Here is a 20,549-nt window from a genome sequence, read left to right on the forward strand (position 1 = left end):
AATCATGATCAAAACGCTCCACAAGATGGGCATTAAGTCAAACCACTGCTATCTGGCCGGTATCGCTTCCATTGGGCTGGCCTTCGCCACCTGGATGACGTCCAAGAACGTCGAGAACGCGGGCATGGACCGCGCCGACCGGTGGGGGATCTTCATCGGCCAGTGGGCACCGACGCTGTTCTGCATGGGCGTGGCGCTCCGCATCGAGGAGACCCACGGGCCGGACGCGCAGACGGAGGAGGAGATGTACGGCCACACCGGCCGCCAGTCGGAGAGGATCCGGGCAGGCGCCGGCGTGTGAACACCAGGCAGGCCATGTCCTTCACCGGACATGGCCTGCTCCCCCACCCGCTGACCGATTCCGTGGTCGCCAACCCCCAAGGACCTCACTTCGTTCGGACGTCTTCCCGGCTTTCGCCGCACCCTTGGCCGTTTCGGCACGGCAGGCGTCGAACCCGCATACCCGGGACGAGACCTACCCGCTCCCGCAAGATCACGGCCTCGGACTCCCTGGCATGATTGTCCGTTGCTCATGGAACCAAACCTGGCGGGACACAGCGATGCCACACACCTCACCCCTGACCGCGGCTCTCGTCGCCGCCACGCTGCCGCCCGCGCGGCTGCCTCAGCCTGGTTCGGTGGTGGCGGTCGCGAGGTGGCGGACCGAGGGGCTCGGCGCGGTGCTCTCCGTACGGCACAGGCGTGACGGCGTGCTGGCCTCGGACATCGCCGTCGCAGTGCGCACGGACGAGGGCGCCTGGCGGGACCTGGGCGTCTCCTCCGGCTCCAGCGGCTACCCGGACGTCTTCTCCCCCTCCCCCGGCCCGCCGGACGCGGCGCTGCTCGGCATGGCCGAGACGTGGATCTCGGACCAAGATTTCAGGGGTGGTGCGGAGGCTCCGCTGCGCCTGTTCGAGCTCCGGCTCTCCGCCTCGGTCACCTCGGTCGTCTGCGAGACGGCGTCGTCGAGCGCCGTGCAGGAGATCTCGCCGCTGCATCTCTGCCTCGTGGGCGTCCTGGGCGACGAGCCCGCGACCGTGCACGTCCACAGGGGCGCGAACCTGGTGGACGGCATCCCCCTCCACCCCGCCTGGACCCCCTGGCGCTGATCCCCCGGCAGCGCGACACACTCGGCCGACCCGGAACGCTGAACATACGGGACCGACGGCCGCAGGATCCGGTCTCCTGGAGCTGTCCGGGCAAATCAGGCGAGGGTCACCGGCGCCTTGTCGTGTCTGGAGTGACGATGCTCAGCGCGCTGGCATGGGCTGGTCGCACCACGGAGAAGTCTCTGACGTCCAGCGTGAAGACTTCGGCGATGTGAAGACGTTCTGCGACGGTGACCACCGAGGCGTCGGCTGCGCCGAGGGGCAGACTCGCATACCGTTCCACCAGCACGGCGATCCGTTCAAGATCAGCGGGCCCCAGGTCCACGACGGTGAACCCACCCTGCTGGAGCGAACGCAGGAACGTCGCCTCGACCTTGGCGCTCCCGAGCCGGGCGAGCATGTAGCAGGCTTCGCCGACGACGAAGCTCGGCACCAGGAGGTCGCGCCGTTCGCGATACAGCCGCTCGAATATCCTCACGCACGCCGTGTGCTTGCGGTCGTTACTGATGGCGGCAGCGACGATGGGGCCGGTATCGACGACGATCACGCGTCAAGACCGTACCCCTCGCTCAAGATCTCTTCAGCGCGTTCGGCATTATCGTCGCGGTCGGTGGTGATGGAGGCGAACCAGGCCGGGGGCCAGTGGGTGTCGCCGTCGGAGCCGGCGCCGTGCACGAGCCTCAGCGTGTGGGCGCGGACTTCGCGCAGCTGATCCGCCGTCAGCCGGTCGACCAGCCGATGCATGTCCTCATACTCTTCCGGCGCGGCACTCACATCTCACAGTGTAGGCGAACCGTTGCGATCGGCTCGGTGCGGAGCCGATTCCTGGGGCCTACGCATTCCCGGGGGCGGTGAGGACTTCCGTGGCGAGGGTTTCGATGACGTGGGCGACCTCGGCCGGGGCGCGGAGGTGGGCGCTGTGTCCCTGGCCGCGCAGGGTGACGCGGCGGGCGTTCGGGAGGCGGCGTTCGAGGGCGTCGAGGCGGGCGGCCAGGTGGGCGGGGCTGCGGTCGCCGCCGAGCAGGACGACGGGGGCGTCGATGGCGGCGTACGCGTCGAGGCGGTCGCCGAGGTCGTCGATCGCCTCGAGGTCGTCGATCTGCCGGGGCGCCAGGGCCCGCATCCTGGGCGCGGCCGCCACGTACAGGCCGACGAGGCGGGAGGCGAACGGCGGGATGCCGACGACGTCGCGGACGAAGATCTCGATGGCCTTGCCGGGGCGGCCGGCGTCGGCGAGGGCGCGGGTGCGGGCGGTGGCCTCGCCGCCGAGCGGGGGGCCGGTGACGATGGGGGGTTCGTAGAGGACCGCGCCCGCGAACGCGCCGGGGGCGGCGGCGAGCGCCTCCAGGACGGCGACGCCGCCAGAGGAGTGGCCGGCGAGCAGCACCGGGCCGCCGAGTGCCGCCGCCGCCACGCGGACGTCGTCGGCCTCCTGGGCCATGGTGCAGCGGGGGCGCAGGTCGAGGCGGTACTGGCGGCGGTGGATCCGGACGACCCGGTGGCGGGGGCTGAGCAGGCGGGCGACCTTGTGCCATTGCGAACCGTCGTCCAGGCCCGCGTGCACCACGAGGACGGCGGGGCCACGGCCCTCGTCGGTGGCGTGTATGCCGGCGCCGTCGGGGGTGGGGATGGTGAGCACGGCGCCTCCTTAGCAACGCTAAGGGCGACTTTAGCATTGCTAAGGTAGGGCGTCGATGGGTGAGAACAGGCGGGGCGCGCTGTCCCCACAGGTGCTGGTCGAGACCGCGTTGCGGCTGCTGGACGAGGTCGGGCTCGACGGGCTGACCGTGCGCAGGCTGGCCGCCGAGCTGGGCGTGCGGTCACCGGCGCTCTACTGGCACATCCGCACCAAGCAGGAGCTTCTGGACGGGATGGCCGACGCGATCGTGCTGGCGGCGGGCATGGGGCCGCCGGGCGCGGACGAGACGTGGCAGGAGTGGCTGGCCCGGCGCGCCCGCGCGTACCGGCGCTGCCTGCTCGCGCACCGCGACAGCGCCCGCATCGTCGCCGGGGCCACGCGGCTCGGCGCGGAGACGGTCGCGAGGTTCGACGAGGAGCTGGCGGAGCTGGTCAGGCGCGGGTTCGGGCCGGTGCTCGCGTTGCGGGCGATCACCCACGTCACCCACTACGTCAACGGGTTCGTGCTGCAGGAGCAGGCGGAACGTCCCGAGAGCGGACAGCCGGCCGGGCCGCCCGGCGAGACGCTGGCGGCGGCGCTGCGCGAAGGGGACAGCCCGCTGGGTGAAGAGGCGTTCGAGCACGGCCTGCGCACGCTCGTCGCGGGCATCGAGGCGGCTCTGGAGGAAGGTCAGCGGTAGGGGTCGGTGATCTCGCGGAGGCGGGTCAGGGCGTGGCGGAGCCGGTCGGTTCCGCGTCTCCCGAGGTGGCGGGCGGGGGCGACGCGGCGGCACGGTCACCGGCCCGGCGCGGACGGTCATCGGGTGGTACGTGGCACCCAGCCCAGGAACGTGCCCTCGGGGCAGTGCGTGGCCAGGGCCGCCGCGATCGAGCCGTGCAGGTGGGCGTCGCCGGGCAGGGCGAGGTGGCGCTCGCCGGGCTCGTCGTGGAACGACAGGTCGAGCCGGGCCCCCGGGTAGCGGCGGACGCCGTCGACGGTCTTCGCTTCGCCGGTGTACGAGAGGGCGGCCGAACGGATTCTGGGCCAGGGGCGCTCGTTGATGCCGCGTTCGGTGACGGTCAGGACGCCCAGGGCCTTGGCGCGCAGATTGATCCGGATATATCCGGCGATGCCGATGATCACGACGAGCACCACGCCGGCCATGAACGCGAGGTAGTCCGGCGCGTCCACCCCCCGGTCCTCGGGCAGCGTCGCGCCGATCACCCCGACGACGACCAGCACGGCGACGGAGATGACGAGCATCAGGCAGCCGAACATCCCCCGGCCCTGCCTGAGCGCGGCGCCCCGCAGGTCGAACGCGGTCCCGTCAGGCGGCTGCCGCACCACCCGCACCCTGGTCGTGGAACGGCTCCACCGCTTGACGTCCTCGCGCCCCAGCAGCAGCCCGCCCGCGACGCCGCACAGCGCGGCCCCGGCCCCGATCCCCTGCGACGGATACACCCCGCCACCGGAGATCCCTGCGGCGAGCACCACGCCCACGAGCAGGACCGAGCCGATCCCGAGCACCGCCACGCGCATCAGCCCGATCGCCATCGGCCCGCCCAGCCACACCCGGGCGAGCCAGAAGCACCAGACCGAGCTCCAGAACACCCCGGCGAAGATCTCGAACGGCGCGGCGGCGGTCCCCCACACGAGCACGGCGCCGCCGGCGAGACCCAGCCAGAACACGGCGAGCAGCCCGGCAGCCAGCCGAAGAGCGGGGGGACGCGGCATGCGCGGCATCCTAACCGGCCCCGGGCCGCCACCACGCCCCGCCGAGGCCCGTCCGCAGTTACGGGAGCCGCCCCTGGGAGACGACCGTTCGGGCGAGCTCGGCGCGGGGGCGGCCCACGAGGCGCGGGGCGGTCCGTACGGGCGCGCGCCCCCGTACGGACGAGAGCTCGTACGTACGGGGGGCGGTCCGTACGGGCGCGGTCCGTACGGGCGGGTGGTTGCCCGGATCTCGGCCTGCTGCGGCCAGGACGGGCTGGTCAGGAGGGTGGGGGGAGGGCGGTCAGGCCGGCGCCGATGAGGCCCGCCTGGTCGGTGAGGGCCGCCGGGTGGATCGGGGCGCGGCGGGGGCCGGGCAGGGCGTCGGCGCGGTAGGCCAGGCGGAGCGGGTCCAGCAGGAGGGGGCCGAGTCGCGAGACACCGCCCGCGATCACGATCACGTCGGGGTCCAGGAGGTTGGCGGCGCCCGCGAGCGTACGGCCCAGGAGGGTCGCGGCGGTGGTGATCACCTGGGTGGCGCGCGGGTCGCCGGATCGGGCCAGGGCGGCGATGGCGGCCAGGTCAAGGCGGTCGCCGGTCAGCTCGCGGCCTGTCAGTTCGTGGTACGTGCGCTCGATCGCGGGGCCTGAGGCGTGGGCTTCGATGTGGTCCGTCGCGCCGCACGAGCACTTGCGACCGGCGACCAGGGCGGAGGCCGGGGCGGGGAGGTGGCCGAGGGCGCCCGCGGTGCCCGTGGGGCCGGGGTACGTGGTGCCGCCGGTCACCAGGGCGCCGCCGATGCCGGTGCCGACGGCGACGACCAGGGCGGTGCGGGCGCCCCGGGCGGCGCCGAGGCGGGCTTCGGCGGTTCCGGCGGCGTGGCAGTCGTTCACCACGGCCACCGGAAGGCCGAGGGCGTGCCCGGCGATGGACCTGACGTCGGTGCCGGCCCAGCCGGTGAGCAGGTCGGTGGCGCTGGAGATGCGTCCGCCGGCGTCGACCACGCCGGCCGTCGCGATGCCGCACGCCACCACCCGGTCACCGCCGAGGGCCAGCAGGGGCCGGACGCAGTCCAGGACGGCTGCCATGATGGCCTCGCCGCCGTCGGCCGCCGGGGTGGGCGTGCGCCGCTCGCCGGTCAGCCGCCCGGCGGCGTCCACCAGCCCGGCCGCGATCTTGGTGCCGCCGATGTCCACCGCCACGGCCAGCGCCCCGCCACCACCGCTGGAAGCCCGGGAGCCGACGCCGGGCGCCTCGGAACGGGTGCCCGGCTCCCCACCGCGGTCCCAGGACAGGTCGCCTGGCCGGTTCGCCGTCATCGGGAGGCTGCCGGGGTGGCGTGGGTGAGGCGGGCGGTGAGGGACACCGGGTCGGTGATCGCGCCGCCGGCCACGACGGCCCACGCCCCGGCCTCGAACGCGCGCCGTACCTGGTCCTCGGTCCGGTAGCGCCCCTCGGCGACGACCCGCACGCCGTGCCCGGCGAGGGCGGCGACGAGGGCGAGGTCGGGGTCGTCGGGCGTGGGGAGCTGGGCGGCGGTGTAGCCGGACAGGGTGGTGCCGACCACGGCGGCGCCCGCGTCCCAGGCGGCGAGGCCCTCGTCGAGGGTGGAGACGTCGGCCATCACGGGCACGAACGCGCGCACGGCCGCGACCAGCTCGGCGTCGGCGGGCGATTCGCGGGTCAGGTCGACGGCGACCATCGCGGCCCCGGCCGCCGCCAGGTCGCGGGCGAGGCCGAGGGTGGGGGTGATGAGGTGGCGGTGCGCGTACGGGATCTTGTGCAGGCCGATGACCGGGAGCGCGGTGTGGCGCCGGACGGCGCGGATGTCGGCGGCGGAGTTGATCCGGAGCCCGGCGGCGCCGCCGAGTTCGGCGCAGCGGGCGAGCCGGGCGATGGTCTCGGGGTCGCGCAGCGGGTGCCCGTCGGGCGCCTGGCAGGAGACGACGAGGCCGCCCCGGATCTGTTCCAGCATGGTTGTATAGCCCAATCCACCTGATCCCCCACGACAAGGGGGATTCGCTCGGCGAAATGGTATAGCCCAATTCTGGGGAGGGCTAGACTGCCCGCTGTGAACGAGGAGGCGGAGGGCAAGTCGGCACGGCTGCGCCGGCATCTGCTCTCGCTGCTGGGCGACGAGCTGGCGCCGCACGACCGGCTGCCGACCGAGCGCAGTCTGGCGGAGGAGTTCGGGGCGAGCCGGTTGACGGTGCGGCTGGTGCTCGACCAGCTTGAGCGGGAGGGCCGCGTCTACCGGGTGCAGGGCTCGGGGACGTTCGCGAGCGAGCCGCGCATCGCCAAATCGGTGGAGCTGACCTCGTTCAGCGAGGACATGCGGGCGCGGGGGCTGCGGCCGGGGTCGCTGGCGGTGACGGAGGAACGCATCCCGGCCGGGGCGGAGGTCGGCTACGCGCTGGGCATCAGCCCATCGGCCGAGGTGCTGCACGTGCGGCGGGTGCGTACGGCCGACGGCGAGCCGATCTGCCTGGAGCACTCCTACCTGCCGTCGGCGCTGGTGCCGGGCGCGCTGGGCGAGGCGTTGCGCGGCTCGCTGTACGAGGAGCTGGCCGGGCACGGGCTGGCTCCGCGCCGGGCCGAGCAGACGATCAGGGCGACGGTGCTGGACCCGGCCGACGCGCGGGAATTGCGGGTGGCGGCGTTCTCGCCGGCGTTCCTGGTGCAGCGGACGGCCTACGACGCGCGCGGCCGGGCGGTCGAGCGCGCGCTGTCGCTCTATCGGGCCGACCGCTACTCCTACGAGCTGACGATCTACCGGGACTGACCGGCTACCGGGACTGACCGGCGAAGGTCGTCAGGGCGTCGCCCGAGAGCCGGTAGCGGATCCACTCGTCGCACGGCTCGGCGCCGATCGACCGGTAGAAGTCGATCGACGGCTGGTTCCAGTCGAGCACCGACCATTCGAACCGCTCGTAGCCGCGCTCGACGCCGATGCGGGCCAGCTCCGTCATGAGCGCCTTGCCGTGCCCGCCGCCCCGGCTCTCCGGCCGAACGTACAGATCCTCCAGATAGATCCCGTACGTCCCGGTCCAGGTGGAGAAGCTGAGGAACCACAGCGCGAAGCCGACGACCTGCCCGTCGCTCTCGGCGACGTGGGCGTACGCCGCCGGGGAGTCGCCGAACAGCGCGTCCTTCAGCCGCTCGTCGGTGAGCTTGACCTCGTGCAGGGATTTCTCGTATTCGGCCAGGTCGCGGACCAGCTGGTTGATCACGGGCACGTCGTCGGGAGTGGCGGGGCGAATCATGTGCGCAAGCGTATGACACCTGCGCGCCTACCCTTTTCGCCCGTCCCCGTGCGACGATGCGCAGGCGTGGTGTGCGCCGGGGGGCGGGGGGCCTGTTGGGATGGCGTGCGCGCGCGTTCCCGGGAGGTGGCTGTTCGGTGGGGGGCGTGGATCTGGCCCGCTGTGACGACGGCGCGTTCGCGATCACCGCGGGCGAGCGGGCGCTGTACGAGGAGGGCGACTTACGGGCCGCGCGGCGCTGCTTCGAGGCGGCGCACGGCCGGGCCGAGGCGAGCGGCGACCGTGCCGCGCTGGCGCGGGCGGCGCTCGGGCTGGGCGGGATCTGGGTGCAGGAGCACCGGCCGGGCCCGCGTCAGGAGACGGTACGGGCGCGGCAGCGGCGGGCGCTGGCGCTGGTCGGCCCGCGCTCCCCGCTGGCGCTGCGGCTGCGGATCAGGATGCGCGGCGAGGACGACTACCGGGCGGGCGAGCACGCCGGGACCCTGCGCCTGCTGGAGGAGGCGAGGGCGGCGGGTGACCCGGTGGCGCTCGCGGAGGCGCTGAGCCTGGCGCACCACTGCCTGCTGGGCCCGGCCCACGCGGGCACGCGGCTGGCGCTGGCGTCGGAGCTGACGGGCGTGGCGGCGCGCACCGGGCGGCGCGGCGACCTGCTCATGGGGCTGATGTGGCGGACGGTCGACCTGTTCAAGGCGGCCGATCCGCAGGCGGAGCCGTCGCTGCGGGAGCTGCGGGCGGCGCTGGCGGCGGGCGACCATCTGGCGGTCGGGTTCGTGGCGCGGGCGGCGGAGGTGATGCTGGCGACGCGGGCGGGCCGGTTCGAGGAGGCGGAGGCGCTGGCGGGCGCGTGCGCGCAGCGGGGCGCGGAGGCGGGGCACGTGGACGCGCCCGGCTGGTACGGCGAGCAGCTCGGCGCGATCCGCTGGTTCCAGGGGCGGGCGGGCGAGCTGGTGCCGTCGCTGCGCGAGCTGGCCGGGTCGCCGACGCTCAGCCCGGTGGACCACGCGGTGGCGGCGAGCCTGGCCGTGTCCGCCGCGACGGCCGGCGATCACCGGACGGCGGCGGGGGTGCTGGCCCGGTTGCGCGGCCAGAACCTGCCGCGTTCGGGAAGCTGGCTGGCGACGCTCTACTTCCTGACCGAGGCCGCGTACCTGCTGCGTGACACGGGCACGGCGGCGCGGGCCCGCGAGCTGCTGGCGCCCTACGCGGGGCTGCCGGCTGTGGCCGGGCCGGGCGTGACGTGTCTCGGCTCGGTGCGGCACTCGCTGGGGATGGCGGCGCTGACGACCGGCGACGTGGACGGCGCGGTGGCGGAGCTCCGCGCGGCGGTGCGCGACAACGTGGCGCTGGGCCACCGGCCCGCCGCGGCGCTGTCGCGGCACCGGCTGGCGCAGGCGCTGGCGCTGCGCCACGGCCTCGACGACGAGGCGGCCCGCCGGGAGCGGTCGGCCGCCGCCGAGGAGGCCAGGGAGCTGGGCATGATGCTGCCCGCCGGGCCGGGCGCGTGCCGGATCGAGCCGCACGGCAGGCAGTGGCGGGTGACGCTGGGCGGGCGGCGCACGCTCGTCGCCGACAGCGTCGGCATGCGTCACCTGGCCGTCCTGGTGGCGCGGCCGGGCCGGGAGGTCCCGGCGGCCGACCTGGTCGAGGAGGACCGGGCGGGCGGCGGGGAGCGGGCCAGGATCGCCGTCGGCAAGGCGGTCAGGCGGGCGCTGGCGCGGATCGCGGAGGCGGACCCGGTCATCGGCGTGGAGCTGCGGGCCGCCGTGCGGACGGGGGCCCGCTGCGCGTATCTGCCGGGAAACGACGAGATCCCGCCCAACCGGACGGGATCTCGTGAAGAGTAGCGGGGGAAGGATTTGAACCTACGACCTTCGGGTTATGAGCCCGACGAGCTACCGAACTGCTCTACCCCGCGTCGACTCCTCAACTGTATCGCACTTCCGGACCTACACGAGCCGGATCACGTGAAGCAGATACTCCTTCCGGTTGAGCGGGTTGTGGTCGGTGCGCGGCCGGGCGGGCGCGGGGCCGCGCACCTCCTGGTAGGAGTCGAACGCGCTCTCCAGCATCCCCTCCCCCCGGGTGAGCCCCGGCAGCCGCTGCTCCAGCTCGTGCACCCGGGCCGCCGGGATCACCCCGTCCACCCGGTACGCGCTCCCGGCGGGCCCGGCGGCGCCCGGCACGCCGCCGAGGCGGGCCAGCTCGGCCAGCACGGCGGCGGAGGCGTCGGCCGGCAGCTCCAGCGCGAAGCGGTGCATCGGCTCGTACACGCGGGTGCCGGCCCGCTTCAGCGCGTCCATGAGCACCAGCGGCGTCAGGTGGCGGAAGTCTCCGGCGGTGCTCGACATGCTCTTGTCGAACCCGCCGTGCGCGCTGCTCTGCCTGGCCCAGTAGCCGGAGTGCGTGAGCGTGACCACGCAGTCGAGCACCTGCCAGCCGTACAGCCCCTGGCCCAGGGTCTCGCGGACGGTGTCCTCGACGGCCCGCATGAACGTGTACGGCATCGAGCCCAGCTCCACCTCCAGCCTGAAGTCCACGCCTGACCCGATCGGCGCGGGCTCGACGCGCAGCCCGACGGTGCCGAGGAACGGATTGCCGCCCTTGCCGATCAGCTCCACGGCCGCGCCGGTGCCCGCGGGGCGCTCGACGCAGATCGTGGTGGTCTCGCGGAAGGTGACGCCGAGCCCGTACTCGGCGGCCAGCGTCTCCTGGATGACCTCCTTCTGCACCTCGCCGTACAGGGAGACGGAGATCTCCTGGCGCACGTCGTCCTGGCGCAGGTTGATCAGCGGGTCCTGCTCGGCGAGCTGGGAGAGCGCGGCGTGCAGGGCGGCCCGGCCGGACGGGTCGCCCGGCACGACGACGGTCTCCAGCGTGGGCGGCGCGAAGTGCTGCCGGGCGAGCCGCGGGGGCCGTCCGACGGCGTCGCCGATCCGCACCTCGGTGAGCCCGTGCAGCCGGGCGATGCGCCCCGCCTCGACGGCCGGGGCGCGGACGGCCGAGCCCCGGTCGAACAGCGCGATCGACGTCACCTTGCCCTCCCGGCCGTCGCCGAACGGCACGACGTCCCGTACGCGGACCGTGCCGGAGAACAGCCGCACGTAGGCGGCCTTCTCCCCGGCCGGCCCGCGCTCGACCTTGAACACGGTGCCGGAGAGCGGCCCGCCGGCGTCGCCGCGCGCGGCCGGGAGCAGGTCGCGGATGCCGCCGATCAGCTCGGGGACGCCCGCGCCGGTGATGGCCGAGCCGAGGAACACCGGGTGCGCGAGCGCCCGCCGCGTCTGCCCGGCCAGCGCCCGGCGCAGCCGCCGGTACGGGACGGGCGTGCCCTCCACGTACGCGGCCAGCAGCGCGTCGTCGTGCTCGGCGAGCGTCTCGGCCAGGGCGTCGTCCGCGTCGCCCGGCCCGTACGGGACGAACCGGGCGTCGCGCCGGCCCTCGCCCGTGACGGCGCCCATCGCGACGCTCGCCGGGGCGAGCTTGGCCGCGATGTCGCGCAGCACGCCCGCGCAGCGCGCCCCGCCCCGGTCGATCTTGTTGACGAAGATCAGCACGGGGATGCCGAGCCGCCGCAGCGTCCGCATCAGCACGCGGGTCTGCGCCTGGACGCCCTCGACGGCGGACACGACGAGCACCGCGCCGTCGAGCACGCCGAGCACCCGTTCGACCTCGGCGATGAAGTCGGGGTGGCCGGGCGTGTCGATGAGGTTGACCGTCACGTCGCCCAGCGGGAAGGAGACGACGGCGGACTTGATGGTGATGCCGCGCCGGCGTTCGAGGGCGAGGGAGTCGGTCTGGGTGTTGCCGTCGTCGACGCTGCCGAGCTCGTCGATGACTCCGGCGGCGTGCAGCAGCCGCTCGGTCAGGCTGGTCTTACCGGCGTCTATATGCGCAAGGACGCCCAAATTCAGAAATTTCACGAACCGCCATGTCCTCTGAGTGGATGGAAGTGCTCAGCTGGGGGGACATGGTTGTGGCTCGCATCGTGAAGCTCCTCCGCTCGTCGGTGTCCCGGCAGCACACCAGATCGGCGGCCGCCGGGACAACAGGTTTTACCTCAGCCCGCGGCGGCTTCGAGCAGACCCTTCACCTCGATCTTGTTCATGCCGAGCATGGCCTGCGCGACCCTGGCCGCGACCGCCGGGTCCGGGCCGCCCATCAGGTCCGGCAGGGCGCGCGGGATGATCTGCCAGGACAGGCCGTAGCGGTCCTTGAGCCAGCCGCACCGGCCCTCCTCGCCGCCCTCCGTCAGCCGGGCCCACAGCTCGTCGACCTCCTCCTGCGACGCGCAGTCCACGTACAGGGAGGTCGCCTCGCTGAACTCCTTGCCCGGTCCCCCGTTCAGCGCGATGTGACGCTGCCCGGCCAGCTCGAACGTCACCGTCATCGCCGCGCCCCCCGGCACCCGCTGGACGTCCACGATCCGCGAGTCCGGCAGGAGCGAGGTGTAGAACGTGGCCGCCTCCTCGGCCTGGTCGTCGAACCACAGGAATGTCGTGACCTTCTGCATGACGTCGTCCTCTCGTGAGGGGGAACCTCCCCCTCACCAGCGCGTCGAACGACCGGCCGCCGGATCGACACGCGACCGGAGAAGTTTTCCGCCGGGCGCGTCACGGCAGGTCAGGCCACCCGCCATACGATCGTCCCCGAGACCTGAGGAGGCCCGATGATTTTCATCACCGCGAAGTTCCGCGTACTGCCCGAGTCCGCCGCCAGGTGGGCGGAGATCACCGCCGAGTTCACCGCCGCCACCCGGGCCGAGCCCGGCTGCCTGTGGTTCGACTGGTCGCGCAGCCTCGACGACCCGAACGAGTACGTGCTCGTCGAGGCGTTCCGCGACGACGAGGCCGGCGCCGCGCACGTCCGGTCGGACCACTTCCGCGAGGCGCAGCGGACGCTGCCGCCGCACCTCGCGGAGACCCCGCGGATCGTCAACACGACGATCGCGCAGGACGGCTGGTCGGAGCTGGGGGAGATGGCCGTGCCGCCCGCGCGATGACCTCCTCCGTCGTGAGCGGCGCCCTGGGGTGGTGGCTCAGGCACATCGGCACCCGCGTCCTGACCGGGCCCCGCCCCTCCAGCGCCACGTAGAACTCCCCGGACCGCAACCGCGACACGTCGGGCACGTCGCCGCCCTTCGCCCGCGCCATCTCGCGGGCCGCGCCGATCTGGATGGGCGCGTTCAGCAGGCCGAAGAACTGGGTGGCGGCGTTGCCGGGGATCTGGTTGTGCAGCCCCTTCGGCGCCTGCGTGGCGAAGACCAGGCCGAGCCCGTACTTGCGGGCCTGCGACGCCAGCGCCAGCGTGCTGCGCAGGCACGCGGTAACACCACCGGCCGCCGGGGCGAACGTCTGCGCCTCGTCCATCACGAACAGGCCGCCCAGCGGCCGGTCACCCGCCGGGTTCTTCTTGACCCAGGCGAACAGCGCAAGCTGCAACTGGCTGACGAAGCTCTGCCGCTGCTCGTCCCCCGGCAGGCCCGCCAGGCTCACCACCGACACGCGGGCCCGCCTGCCCGGCGGCGGCGTCAGCAGCAGGCCAGGGTCCACCGGCGTCCCCTCGCCGCCGAACAGCGGATCGTTGTCCATCGCCGCCCGCAGCGACTGGGCCAGATCCGCGGCGATGCGCTCCGCGTCCGCCAGCTCGCTCACGCCCTCCGGCAGCGCCGCCAGCATCCCGGCCAGGCCGCGCAACGTCGTCCCGCCCCGCCGCCCGTACCATTCGAGCGCCTTGCGCAGCACCGCCTGGCCGCGCTGCGCCTTCACGGTCTGCGCGGTCAGCTTCAGCCTCGGGGCCACGGCCGCCATCGCGGCCTCCACCGCCTCGCCGAACTCGTCCGGATCGGCGGCCACCCCGGCCAGGTCGGGCAGCGGCTGGAAACTCAACGGCCGGCCCGCCGCCCGCCTCGGCGTCCACACCACCACATCGGTGCCCGCCAGATACGCCTCCGCCTTGCGCTCGTCGCCCTCCGCCCAGCCCTCCGGCCGCTCCGGCCACCGGTCCCCCAGCCTCGCCAGGTCGTTGTTCGGGTCGAGCACGATGGCCGACACACCCCGCAGCGCGCACTCCTCCACCAGCCGCCGGATCAGCACCGTCTTGCCGGACCCGGTGCCGGCGAAGATCGCCACATGCTTCCTGAGCCCCTCCAACTGCACCCGCACCCCGACGTCCACGTACTCCCCACCGCCGAAGTCCCCGGAAACGGGCACACCCGACACGACGGGAGCGGGCGCGGCCGTCTGCGGCCCCGCCCCTCCCGCAGCGGGCGCCCCCAGCGCGCCCCCACCCGAACCGGACGCAGCCGCTCCAGGAGCGGGGGCGGGCGCCTCCGGCGTGCCACCGCCCGGACCGGACGGCGCCACCCCGGGTGTGGACGCATCGGACTGGGGCGGTTCGGGGGGAACGGTCCAGGGGCCGGTGAGGGCTTGGGTGAGGAAGGCGATGGCGGACGTGGGACGGCGGGTGGTGAGCCAGGAAGCGAGCCCCGGCGGGTTCTCGGCCAGCAGCGCCTTGAGCGCCGCCAGGACCTTGAGGTCGCCGCGCGTCACGGGCAGGGTGCGCCCTCCGGCGTGCTCGAAGGCCGCGATCGCCTCCTTGGTGCGCACCCCGGGAGACCAGGGCGCGTTGCGCAGCAGGAAGAGCCGCCGCTTGGGCACGCGCGGATCCAGCCCGGCGGCGACGGACGCCTTGCGCACCCGGTTGAGCGCCGCGTTCCCGTGGGCGGCGCTGACCGCGCGGAACGCCCAGTGCGCCTCGTCCTCGGTCTCCTCGTCGAGCGTGTGCCGCAGCCGGGCGTGCAGCGGCGGCTTGGCGCTGGGCGGCGGGTCGACGCTGAACGCCTTGCCCGCTTCGCCGCGTTCGCCGACCCAGGCGGCCAGCCCCGCCGCGAGGAGCGCGGGGACGATGACGTCCTCGGTCGCGGCGTCGAGCTCCGGCGGCTCGGCGGCGTCGCGCAGCCGGGCGAACCGCGTGTCGATCGCCGCGAGCAGGCCCGCGTCGGGGACGGGACTCTGACGCGTCGTGCCGGTGCCGGATCCGGTGAGCCGGGTCAGCTCGCGGACCTGCCCGTCCTGTACGCAGCCCTGGACGTGGTCGTCGATCGTGATGAGCAGTTGCCGGGGCGTGAACCCGGGCGCCTGCTCGAACGCCTCCGGCCGGACGGGCCAGGTCGGGTACGGCGGCTCGAACCCGGCGGCGGCGTACTGCACCTCGAACCGCCGCGCCACGAGCCGCGCCGCCGTCTGCGCGTCGGGCAGGGTCTTGAGCTGCACGGCCTGCCGGAACCGGTCCCGTACGGTGTCGACGGCCACCTTCTCGATCAGCGTCCAGGTCGCGGGCAGGCAGGTGACGACGGTGAGCGTGCGCCGGGTGACCTCGCGCAGATCCATGAGCCCGCCGGCGATCCGTTCGATCATGGCCGATTCGCCCGGCTCGCGGGCGAGCGGATCGGTGGCGATGGGCGACTGGGCGACGAGCGCGTCGATCTGGTCGACGGCGACGATGGCGGGCCCGGTGAGGGCCAGCAGCCGCGAGACGTCCCTGACGATCTCCTGCGGCGTGCGGTCGACCTGCCGGATGCCCCAGCGGGCCCGCTCGCCGGGTTCCCCCTCGGGGGCCGACGACAGGAACGCCTCGCCGAGGTCCTGCAGCGCGAGGTCGTCGGACGCGTACAGCACCAGGGCCCGCGCCGTGTCCTGCGCCTGGCTGCCGACCTGCCGGTCGAGCCGGCGCAGCGCCGTGACGAACCGGTCCAGCACCTCCCGGGTGACGGCCTTCCTGCCGCTGACGGCGCGCCGTTCCATCCGGGACAGGTCGGCCGCCGAGGCCAGCCGCGTCAGGAACAGGCCGAGCTGGCTCTGCCCTTCGGCGGCGTCGCGGGACAGGCTGTCCAGGACGGACACGACGGTGCTCTCCCAGAAGCCCTTGGCGTCGAGCAGGCCGACGAGGACGAAGTAGCCGCCGCGGCGTTGCGCCTGTTCGCGTACCCAGCCGAGCAGGTGGGTCTTGCCGGTGCCGCGCTGCCCCTGGACGACGACGCCGATCGGGCTGGTGTCGCGCCCCTCGGCGGCCTCGGTCAGGCCGGTGAGCACGATCCCGGCGGACGGCCCGTGCAGCCCGTCCACGTGGTGGTCGGAGTGCCGCCAGACGTCGTCGGCGCCCTCGGCGTAGTTGAAGCGGAGCGCCGCCAGGGCCGCGGCCCCGGCCGTCACTGCCCGATCCACAGCAGGTGCTTGTCCTGCTCGCCGATGCGGACGGCGGCCTCGCGGTCCTGCGGGCTGAGCGTCTTCTGGTTGGACTCGGGGACGAGGTTGACGTCGGCGAGGCGTTCCATGCGGGTCAGCGTCCCGTCGAGCGCCTCCCTCGGCACGTCGCCGAGCAGCGCCCGCAGCCGCGTCAGGCTCACCCACGCGCCGGGCGAGGCCGCGAGCCGGGTGTAGGCGTCCCGGACCCGCCCCTCCACGTCCGCGCTCTCCCCCGGCGGCTGCGGCTCCAGCGGCTGGAACCCGGGCGGCTGCAACTCGGGCGACTGGAACTCGGGCGGCTGGAACTCGGGCGGCTGGAAGACGTCGGCGAGCCGCTGGTCGGTACGCTCCAGGAACTCCGGCAGCCAGCCGAGCAGCGCCCGCGCGATCACCCCCGACGAGCCGCCGAACACCGGCAGCCGCCCCGCGCGCAGGTCCTCCCCCAGCCGCGCCCAGCCCGCGTCGGTGAGCACGTGCGCGAACCCGCGCCCCTGCTTCCAGCTGTCGACCAGCTTCAGCTCATTGAGCTTGACCCGCTTCTTCCCGTCGATCGACAGCCCGCGCCGCGCCTTGAGCTCCGTGTTGGAGATCTCCCGGGCCTCGACCGCCAGCGCCACCAGCGCCGAGAACTCGGGCAGCGACAGGGCCTTGTCTGACATGGCTCATCCTTCGGTAGTCCCGCGGCGGCTCCGCAGAAACAGCTCGATCTGCCGGGCCACCGATCCGGGATCGGTCAACACATGGGAATCGGTGAAGCGCAGCACCGCGTAACCGGCGAGCTGGAGCAGCACGTCCCGCCTCCGGTCGTCGGCGAACTTGGCCGGCCGCCGGTGGTCGGGGCCGTCGATCTCGACGACGCACCGCTCCGCCTGCCACAGCAGGTCCACCCGGATGGGCGGGGCCAGCGGGTGGGGCTGGTACGTCCGGTTCCACGCCCGCCCGGCGGCCCAGGGCCGGGGCGCGAGTGCGTCCTCCAGCGCCTGCTCGCTGCGGCTCGCCGGATGCGGCCGCCCCGCCACCGGCGGATACCCCAGCCCTCCGCCCTCCGCCTCCCCGTGCGGCGGGCGCGGGTCATCCGGCGTCCAACCGGCCGGCCGTACGCTCTCCGCCTGGTCGGTGGGGATGCGTACGCGCTCGCCGGGGAGTGTGTGGACGGCGGGAAGGCGGAGCGGCCGGAGCGGGAGCGGGACGGCGGGCACCCGGTCCACGGCGGGCAGCGGCGCCCCGGCCAGCCACACGCCGAACCCACCCCGGTGGGCGAGCCATTCGCAGCCGGCGACGAGCACCTCCTGCGCGGCGGACGGCAGCTCACCGGGGACCCGCACCAGGATGGCCGTCCACTCCCGCCGGAAGCTCGCGGCCAGCACCCGCGCCAGCCCCGCCGCCCGCGCCTCCGGCCCGAACCGCCCCCGCCCCCGGCCCCGACCCCGGTTCTGGCCCCAACCCTGGTCTCGGCTCCCGCCCCCGCCCTGGCCCCGAGCCCCGGCCTGATCCCGGGCCGCGCCCTGGCCCCGGCCCTCGCCCTGGTCCTGGTCCTGGTCCTGGTCGAAGGTAGGGGTGGGACCCGTACCCGGGAGAGGGCCGAAGCCGGGCGCGGAAACGGGGGTGTGGGTGGCGAGGGCGCGGGTGGCCAGGGCGGCGAGGAAGGGGCCGAAGTGAGGGCTGGTCGCGGCTTCGCGCAGGGCCAGGGCGCGGACCGCGGCCGGGGCGGCGCCGCCGGGGCCGTCGAGCGTCGCGGCGGCCGGCAGCCACGCGGGGAAGAGGGCGAGCGCGGCGGCGTCGAGCTCGTCCAGGACCGCCGCGACGAGGTCGGCGGCGGTGCGGGCCGGGCGGGCGGTGTAGGTGACGATCGCGGGGCCATCCTCGGGCAGCGGATCGGCGGCGAGCTCGATCGCGTCGGGGTCGGCCCCGGCCCACACCACCCGGCCGGCCGGTGATCGCGACCATGAGCGCACCACAGGCCAGTCCTCGTCGGGGGGAGAAAGCGGGGGGACAGCGGGGGAACCATCGGCGAGGCTATACGGGCCCGCCCGCGGCTGTCCGGCGAAAGGGTCTCAGACGCGTACCGGCACGGGGACCGCCTCCGGCCGGGCCCGGCCGCGCCGGACGTGGACGAGGCCCGACAGCCCGGCGAGCAGCACCAGGATGGCCACGGCCACGGGCCAGGCCAGGTCGGGCACCGGTTCCGGGACGACGGGGGCGGCCTGGGCGGCGCGGACGAGCCCGGGGGCGAGCGCGTACGCGAGCCCGAGCCCGGCCGCCACTCCCCCGGCCGCGTAGAAGAGGGCGCGGGCCCCGGCGAGCAGCGCGGCCAGGACGAGGACGGCGAGCGCGGCGGCCAGCCCGAGCAGGAGGGCGGCCCGCTGGTCGCCGAGGAGGGGTGCGGCCAGGTCGTGCGAGCGGGCGAGGTGGACGTCCCAGCCGGGGTGGGCGGCGAGCGCGGCCCGGGTGCGCTGGGGGTCGCCGGTGGCGAGCCACCAGTCGGTGGCGGGCGCGGGGAGCCGCCCGGCGGCCAGCTCGCGGACCTGGAGGGTGGGCCAGTCGGCGAGGATGCCGGGGAGCGCGGGCGTGGTCGCGGGCAGCCGGTCGACGATGCCGGCGACCTTGACGCGTACGGGTTTGCGTTCGAGAAGGATGACCGATTCGCGGCCGGTCTCGAGGTTGTGCGCGGCGGCGAGGTCGGCGGTGACGACGACGGGCAGCGGCCCGTCCACGGGCGCGGCGGTGGGCACGGGCCGGACGGTGACGGCGCTGTCGGCGACGCGCACGGTGAACAGCCCGCTGTCGGCCTGCTCGCCGCCGGTCCACTGCTGGCCGGTGGGCAGCGTGAGCGTCTGGCCGCCGGCGCGCAGGGCGGTCACGGTCGCGGTGCGGGGGACGCCGTCGACGACGCGGCCGAGGAACCCGCGGACGGTGAGCGGGTAGGCGATCTCCTCGCCGGGGCCGGCCAGCGCGGACAGGTCGACGTCGGTGGCGCCGGTGCGCAGCGGCGGCACGGGCACGCCGTGCCAGGCGCCGAGGGCGTCGGAGACCACCAGGACGAGCGGCAGCGGCCCGTCGGGCGTCTCGGCCTCGACGGTGAGCGTGCGCGGCGTGCCGGGGACGGGCAGCCCGCCGATGGCCGGGCGTCCGGCGGCGAGGCCGGCGGCCAGTTCGGCGACGGCGCGGTCGGACAGGTCGGGGCGGATCCGGTACGCCTGGCCGAGGCGGTCGGCGTCGAGGCCGACGAGGGTGGCGTCGTGCAGGTCGACCACGACCGTCACCCGGTGGGCGGGCACGGCGGCGGTGACGCCGGGCAGCGCGGCGAAGGCGCTGCCGCGGCCGAGCGCGTGCGGGGTGCCGCCTTCGGCGGGGCCGTGCACGCGCAGGTCGGCGCCTGCCTGGTGGGTCGCCTGGTCTGCCTGGGAGGTGCGCCAGGTGGCGGCGGTGGACACGGTGGTGACGACGAGGGCGGCGGCCAGGGCGACGGAGATCCCGCGCACGCCCGGCCGCCGTACGAGCAGCAGGAGCAGGGCCGCGCCCAGCCCGCCGGCGAGCCCGAGCACGGCGGCCCGGGAGGCGGCGGTGACGGCGTCGAGCCGGGCCACGGTCGCGGGCAGCGCGCTGACGGGCGTGCAGTCGGCGCACCCGGCGCTCAGCAGGCTCTCGCGCAGGCGCTCGACCCTGGCGGCCGTCGCGTGCGCGTCGGCGCCGGTCAGGTCGGGGACGAACGTCCAGGACGCCTTGACGTTGGTGGCGAATCGGTCGAGGAAGGTCCGCTGGTCGACCATCAGCGGGCCGTACGTGGTGTAGTAGTCGCGCTCGTCGACGCCCCTGGCGAGCATCGGGTCGTCGGCCCAGCGCGGCCCATACGGGTCGTCGAGCAGGTAGACGCCGGTGATCCGGACCTTGACCGGCTTGCCGTCGATGCGCCCCTGGACGGTGATCTCCTGTCCGGCGCGGAGCCTGGCGAGCGTGGCGGCGGGCTGGGAGACGGCGGCCTGCACGGTGCCGTCGGCGCCGCCGTGACCGGGCCAGGCGCCTTCGACGAGCTTGGCGTGCTCGCGCAGGTCGCTCACGCTGTCGAACCTGAGCCGCTCGGGCCGGCGCAGGTTCTCCTGGCCGGGCATCGCGTAGGCGTCGGAGCGGAACCGGGTGGCCGGCTCGCCCCCGGCCCCGCCGAGCGCCGCCCCGGCCTGTTCGCGGACGACGCCGTCGATGCGGGCGTACGTCTCGGCCGTGATCAGCCCGGTGACCGTGACGGCGGTGGCCTCCGGCGGCGCCGAGGCCAGCGCTTCGCTCAGGCCGGGCCCGCCCAGCGACATGGCGTAGCCGCCGAGCCCGGCCAGCGCGGCGGCCGGCAGCACGACGGCCAGCCCTTTCCAGAGAACGCGACTCCACTTGGACACCCCGACAAGTTCCCAGTGAACGCCCCGAAGATCAAGAGCACGCGGGCCACGGGTTGATCAACGCGACGCCGCATTAAGCCGCCCGAAATTCACCGATTCGATAATGGAATAACCGCCGTCCGGCGACTCGTCTGGCATTCCCGCGCCTTTACCCCGATACTGGGAATGCAAGATCCGCTCATTTCCAGCCGGGAGAATCGCAAGCAGCCGGGCATTCG

Annotated in this window: 19 protein-coding genes and 1 tRNA gene; 6 read left to right on the plus strand and 14 right to left on the minus strand. The window is 74.6% G+C overall.

The features are described from left to right. Positions 1-4: 4 nt before the first annotated feature. Positions 5-301: a hypothetical protein gene (locus AB0G11_RS19820; protein WP_219508266.1), complete on the plus strand. Its 297-nt coding sequence runs from the start codon at positions 5-7 to the stop codon at positions 299-301. Between the two features lie 259 nt (positions 302-560). Further along, a complete protein-coding gene (locus tag AB0G11_RS19825; RefSeq protein WP_357587304.1) occupies positions 561-1,109 on the plus strand; it encodes a hypothetical protein in 549 nt (182 codons plus the stop codon). Between the two features lie 106 nt (positions 1,110-1,215). Here AB0G11_RS19825 and AB0G11_RS19830 read toward each other — a convergent pair whose 3' ends face one another. From AB0G11_RS19830 to AB0G11_RS19840, 3 genes are read right to left on the minus strand one after another with little or no spacing between them, the layout of a single operon-like run. Continuing rightward, positions 1,216-1,656, minus strand: coding sequence for a PIN domain-containing protein (locus AB0G11_RS19830; RefSeq protein WP_357587306.1), 441 nt, complete (start codon positions 1,654-1,656; stop codon positions 1,216-1,218). Next, positions 1,653-1,883 (minus strand): hypothetical protein, encoded by a 231-nt coding sequence (locus AB0G11_RS19835; protein ID WP_357587308.1) that lies wholly within the window; start codon positions 1,881-1,883, stop codon positions 1,653-1,655. Before AB0G11_RS19835 ends, AB0G11_RS19830 begins: the two co-directional genes overlap by 4 nt. 58 nt (positions 1,884-1,941) lie before the next feature. After that, positions 1,942-2,748, minus strand: a complete 807-nt coding sequence (locus tag AB0G11_RS19840) for an alpha/beta hydrolase (protein WP_219508264.1) — start codon at positions 2,746-2,748, stop codon at positions 1,942-1,944. A 55-nt stretch (positions 2,749-2,803) separates the two neighbouring features. On the opposite strand from AB0G11_RS19840, the gene AB0G11_RS19845 reads away from it, so the two are divergent. Further along, positions 2,804-3,427, plus strand: coding sequence for a TetR/AcrR family transcriptional regulator C-terminal domain-containing protein (locus AB0G11_RS19845; protein WP_219508263.1), 624 nt, complete (start codon positions 2,804-2,806; stop codon positions 3,425-3,427). A gap of 116 nt (positions 3,428-3,543) precedes the next feature. Here the strand turns inward: AB0G11_RS19845 and AB0G11_RS19850 are convergent, their stop codons facing one another. The 3 genes from AB0G11_RS19850 to AB0G11_RS19860 all read right to left on the minus strand — a co-directional run bounded on the left by AB0G11_RS19850 (position 3,544) and on the right by AB0G11_RS19860 (position 6,412). Continuing rightward, on the minus strand, positions 3,544-4,461 hold the full coding sequence (locus AB0G11_RS19850; RefSeq protein WP_357587309.1) for a hypothetical protein: 918 nt from the start codon (positions 4,459-4,461) through the stop codon (positions 3,544-3,546). Between the two features lie 257 nt (positions 4,462-4,718). Beyond that, entirely contained in the window at positions 4,719-5,756 is a 1,038-nt protein-coding gene (locus AB0G11_RS19855; protein WP_357587311.1) for an ROK family protein, read from the minus strand. Then, complete coding sequence (locus tag AB0G11_RS19860) at positions 5,753-6,412, minus strand: putative N-acetylmannosamine-6-phosphate 2-epimerase (RefSeq protein WP_219508260.1); 660 nt, start codon at positions 6,410-6,412, stop codon at positions 5,753-5,755. Before AB0G11_RS19860 ends, AB0G11_RS19855 begins: the two co-directional genes overlap by 4 nt. Positions 6,413-6,508: 96 nt before the next feature. Between AB0G11_RS19860 and AB0G11_RS19865 the strand changes: the two genes are divergently transcribed. Beyond that, entirely contained in the window at positions 6,509-7,219 is a 711-nt protein-coding gene (locus AB0G11_RS19865) for a GntR family transcriptional regulator (RefSeq protein ID WP_357587313.1), read from the plus strand. A gap of 4 nt (positions 7,220-7,223) precedes the next feature. Here AB0G11_RS19865 and AB0G11_RS19870 read toward each other — a convergent pair whose 3' ends face one another. Then, complete coding sequence (locus tag AB0G11_RS19870) at positions 7,224-7,700, minus strand: GNAT family N-acetyltransferase (RefSeq protein ID WP_219508258.1); 477 nt, start codon at positions 7,698-7,700, stop codon at positions 7,224-7,226. 137 nt (positions 7,701-7,837) lie between these two features. On the opposite strand from AB0G11_RS19870, the gene AB0G11_RS19875 reads away from it, so the two are divergent. Then, complete coding sequence (locus tag AB0G11_RS19875; RefSeq protein WP_219508257.1) at positions 7,838-9,544, plus strand: hypothetical protein; 1,707 nt, start codon at positions 7,838-7,840, stop codon at positions 9,542-9,544. Here AB0G11_RS19875 and AB0G11_RS19880 read toward each other — a convergent pair. The 3 genes from AB0G11_RS19880 to AB0G11_RS19890 form a co-directional block, all read right to left on the minus strand. After that, positions 9,542-9,615, minus strand: a tRNA-Met gene (locus tag AB0G11_RS19880). The two genes, AB0G11_RS19875 and AB0G11_RS19880, sit on opposite strands and share 3 nt — an antisense overlap. A gap of 31 nt (positions 9,616-9,646) precedes the next feature. Further along, positions 9,647-11,605, minus strand: coding sequence for a translation factor GTPase family protein (locus AB0G11_RS19885; protein WP_357587315.1), 1,959 nt, complete (start codon positions 11,603-11,605; stop codon positions 9,647-9,649). Positions 11,606-11,757: 152 nt separating this feature from the next. After that, a complete protein-coding gene (locus AB0G11_RS19890) occupies positions 11,758-12,210 on the minus strand; it encodes a VOC family protein (protein WP_219508255.1) in 453 nt (150 codons plus the stop codon). Positions 12,211-12,366: 156 nt separating this feature from the next. Between AB0G11_RS19890 and AB0G11_RS19895 the strand changes: the two genes are divergently transcribed. Continuing rightward, positions 12,367-12,699: a putative quinol monooxygenase gene (locus AB0G11_RS19895; protein WP_219508254.1), complete on the plus strand. Its 333-nt coding sequence runs from the start codon at positions 12,367-12,369 to the stop codon at positions 12,697-12,699. Here the strand turns inward: AB0G11_RS19895 and AB0G11_RS19900 are convergent. The 4 genes from AB0G11_RS19900 to AB0G11_RS19915 form a co-directional block, all read right to left on the minus strand. Next, complete coding sequence (locus tag AB0G11_RS19900; RefSeq protein ID WP_357587317.1) at positions 12,632-15,910, minus strand: DUF87 domain-containing protein; 3,279 nt, start codon at positions 15,908-15,910, stop codon at positions 12,632-12,634. The two genes, AB0G11_RS19895 and AB0G11_RS19900, sit on opposite strands and share 68 nt — an antisense overlap. After that, complete coding sequence (locus AB0G11_RS19905) at positions 15,907-16,602, minus strand: hypothetical protein (RefSeq protein ID WP_357587319.1); 696 nt, start codon at positions 16,600-16,602, stop codon at positions 15,907-15,909. Before AB0G11_RS19905 ends, AB0G11_RS19900 begins: the two co-directional genes overlap by 4 nt. A gap of 3 nt (positions 16,603-16,605) precedes the next feature. Continuing rightward, complete coding sequence (locus tag AB0G11_RS19910) at positions 16,606-17,901, minus strand: DUF559 domain-containing protein (protein WP_357587321.1); 1,296 nt, start codon at positions 17,899-17,901, stop codon at positions 16,606-16,608. Positions 17,902-17,997: 96 nt separating this feature from the next. Then, on the minus strand, positions 17,998-20,331 hold the full coding sequence (locus tag AB0G11_RS19915) for a hypothetical protein (RefSeq protein WP_357587323.1): 2,334 nt from the start codon (positions 20,329-20,331) through the stop codon (positions 17,998-18,000). Positions 20,332-20,549 lie beyond the last annotated feature (218 nt).

It is taken from the genome of Nonomuraea sp. NPDC023979, assembly GCF_040639085.1.
In the GTDB taxonomy this organism is placed as follows: domain Bacteria; phylum Actinomycetota; class Actinomycetes; order Streptosporangiales; family Streptosporangiaceae; genus Nonomuraea; species Nonomuraea ceibae.

What these genes read in the sequence shown, in the direction of transcription:
- AB0G11_RS19855 (WP_357587311.1), bottom strand. Translation starts at nt 5,756, where the DNA reads ATGACGGCGAACCGGCCAGGCGACCTGTCCTGGGACCGCGGTGGGGAG.
- AB0G11_RS19860 (WP_219508260.1), bottom strand. Translation starts at nt 6,412, where the DNA reads ATGCTGGAACAGATCCGGGGCGGCCTCGTCGTCTCCTGCCAGGCGCCC.
- AB0G11_RS19850 (WP_357587309.1), bottom strand. Translation starts at nt 4,461, where the DNA reads ATGCCGCGTCCCCCCGCTCTTCGGCTGGCTGCCGGGCTGCTCGCCGTG.
- AB0G11_RS19825 (WP_357587304.1), top strand. Translation starts at nt 561, where the DNA reads ATGCCACACACCTCACCCCTGACCGCGGCTCTCGTCGCCGCCACGCTG.
- AB0G11_RS19870 (WP_219508258.1), bottom strand. Translation starts at nt 7,700, where the DNA reads ATGATTCGCCCCGCCACTCCCGACGACGTGCCCGTGATCAACCAGCTG.
- AB0G11_RS19895 (WP_219508254.1), top strand. Translation starts at nt 12,367, where the DNA reads ATGATTTTCATCACCGCGAAGTTCCGCGTACTGCCCGAGTCCGCCGCC.
- AB0G11_RS19890 (WP_219508255.1), bottom strand. Translation starts at nt 12,210, where the DNA reads ATGCAGAAGGTCACGACATTCCTGTGGTTCGACGACCAGGCCGAGGAG.
- AB0G11_RS19845 (WP_219508263.1), top strand. Translation starts at nt 2,804, where the DNA reads ATGGGTGAGAACAGGCGGGGCGCGCTGTCCCCACAGGTGCTGGTCGAG.
- AB0G11_RS19820 (WP_219508266.1), top strand. Translation starts at nt 5, where the DNA reads ATGATCAAAACGCTCCACAAGATGGGCATTAAGTCAAACCACTGCTAT.
- AB0G11_RS19905 (WP_357587319.1), bottom strand. Translation starts at nt 16,602, where the DNA reads ATGTCAGACAAGGCCCTGTCGCTGCCCGAGTTCTCGGCGCTGGTGGCG.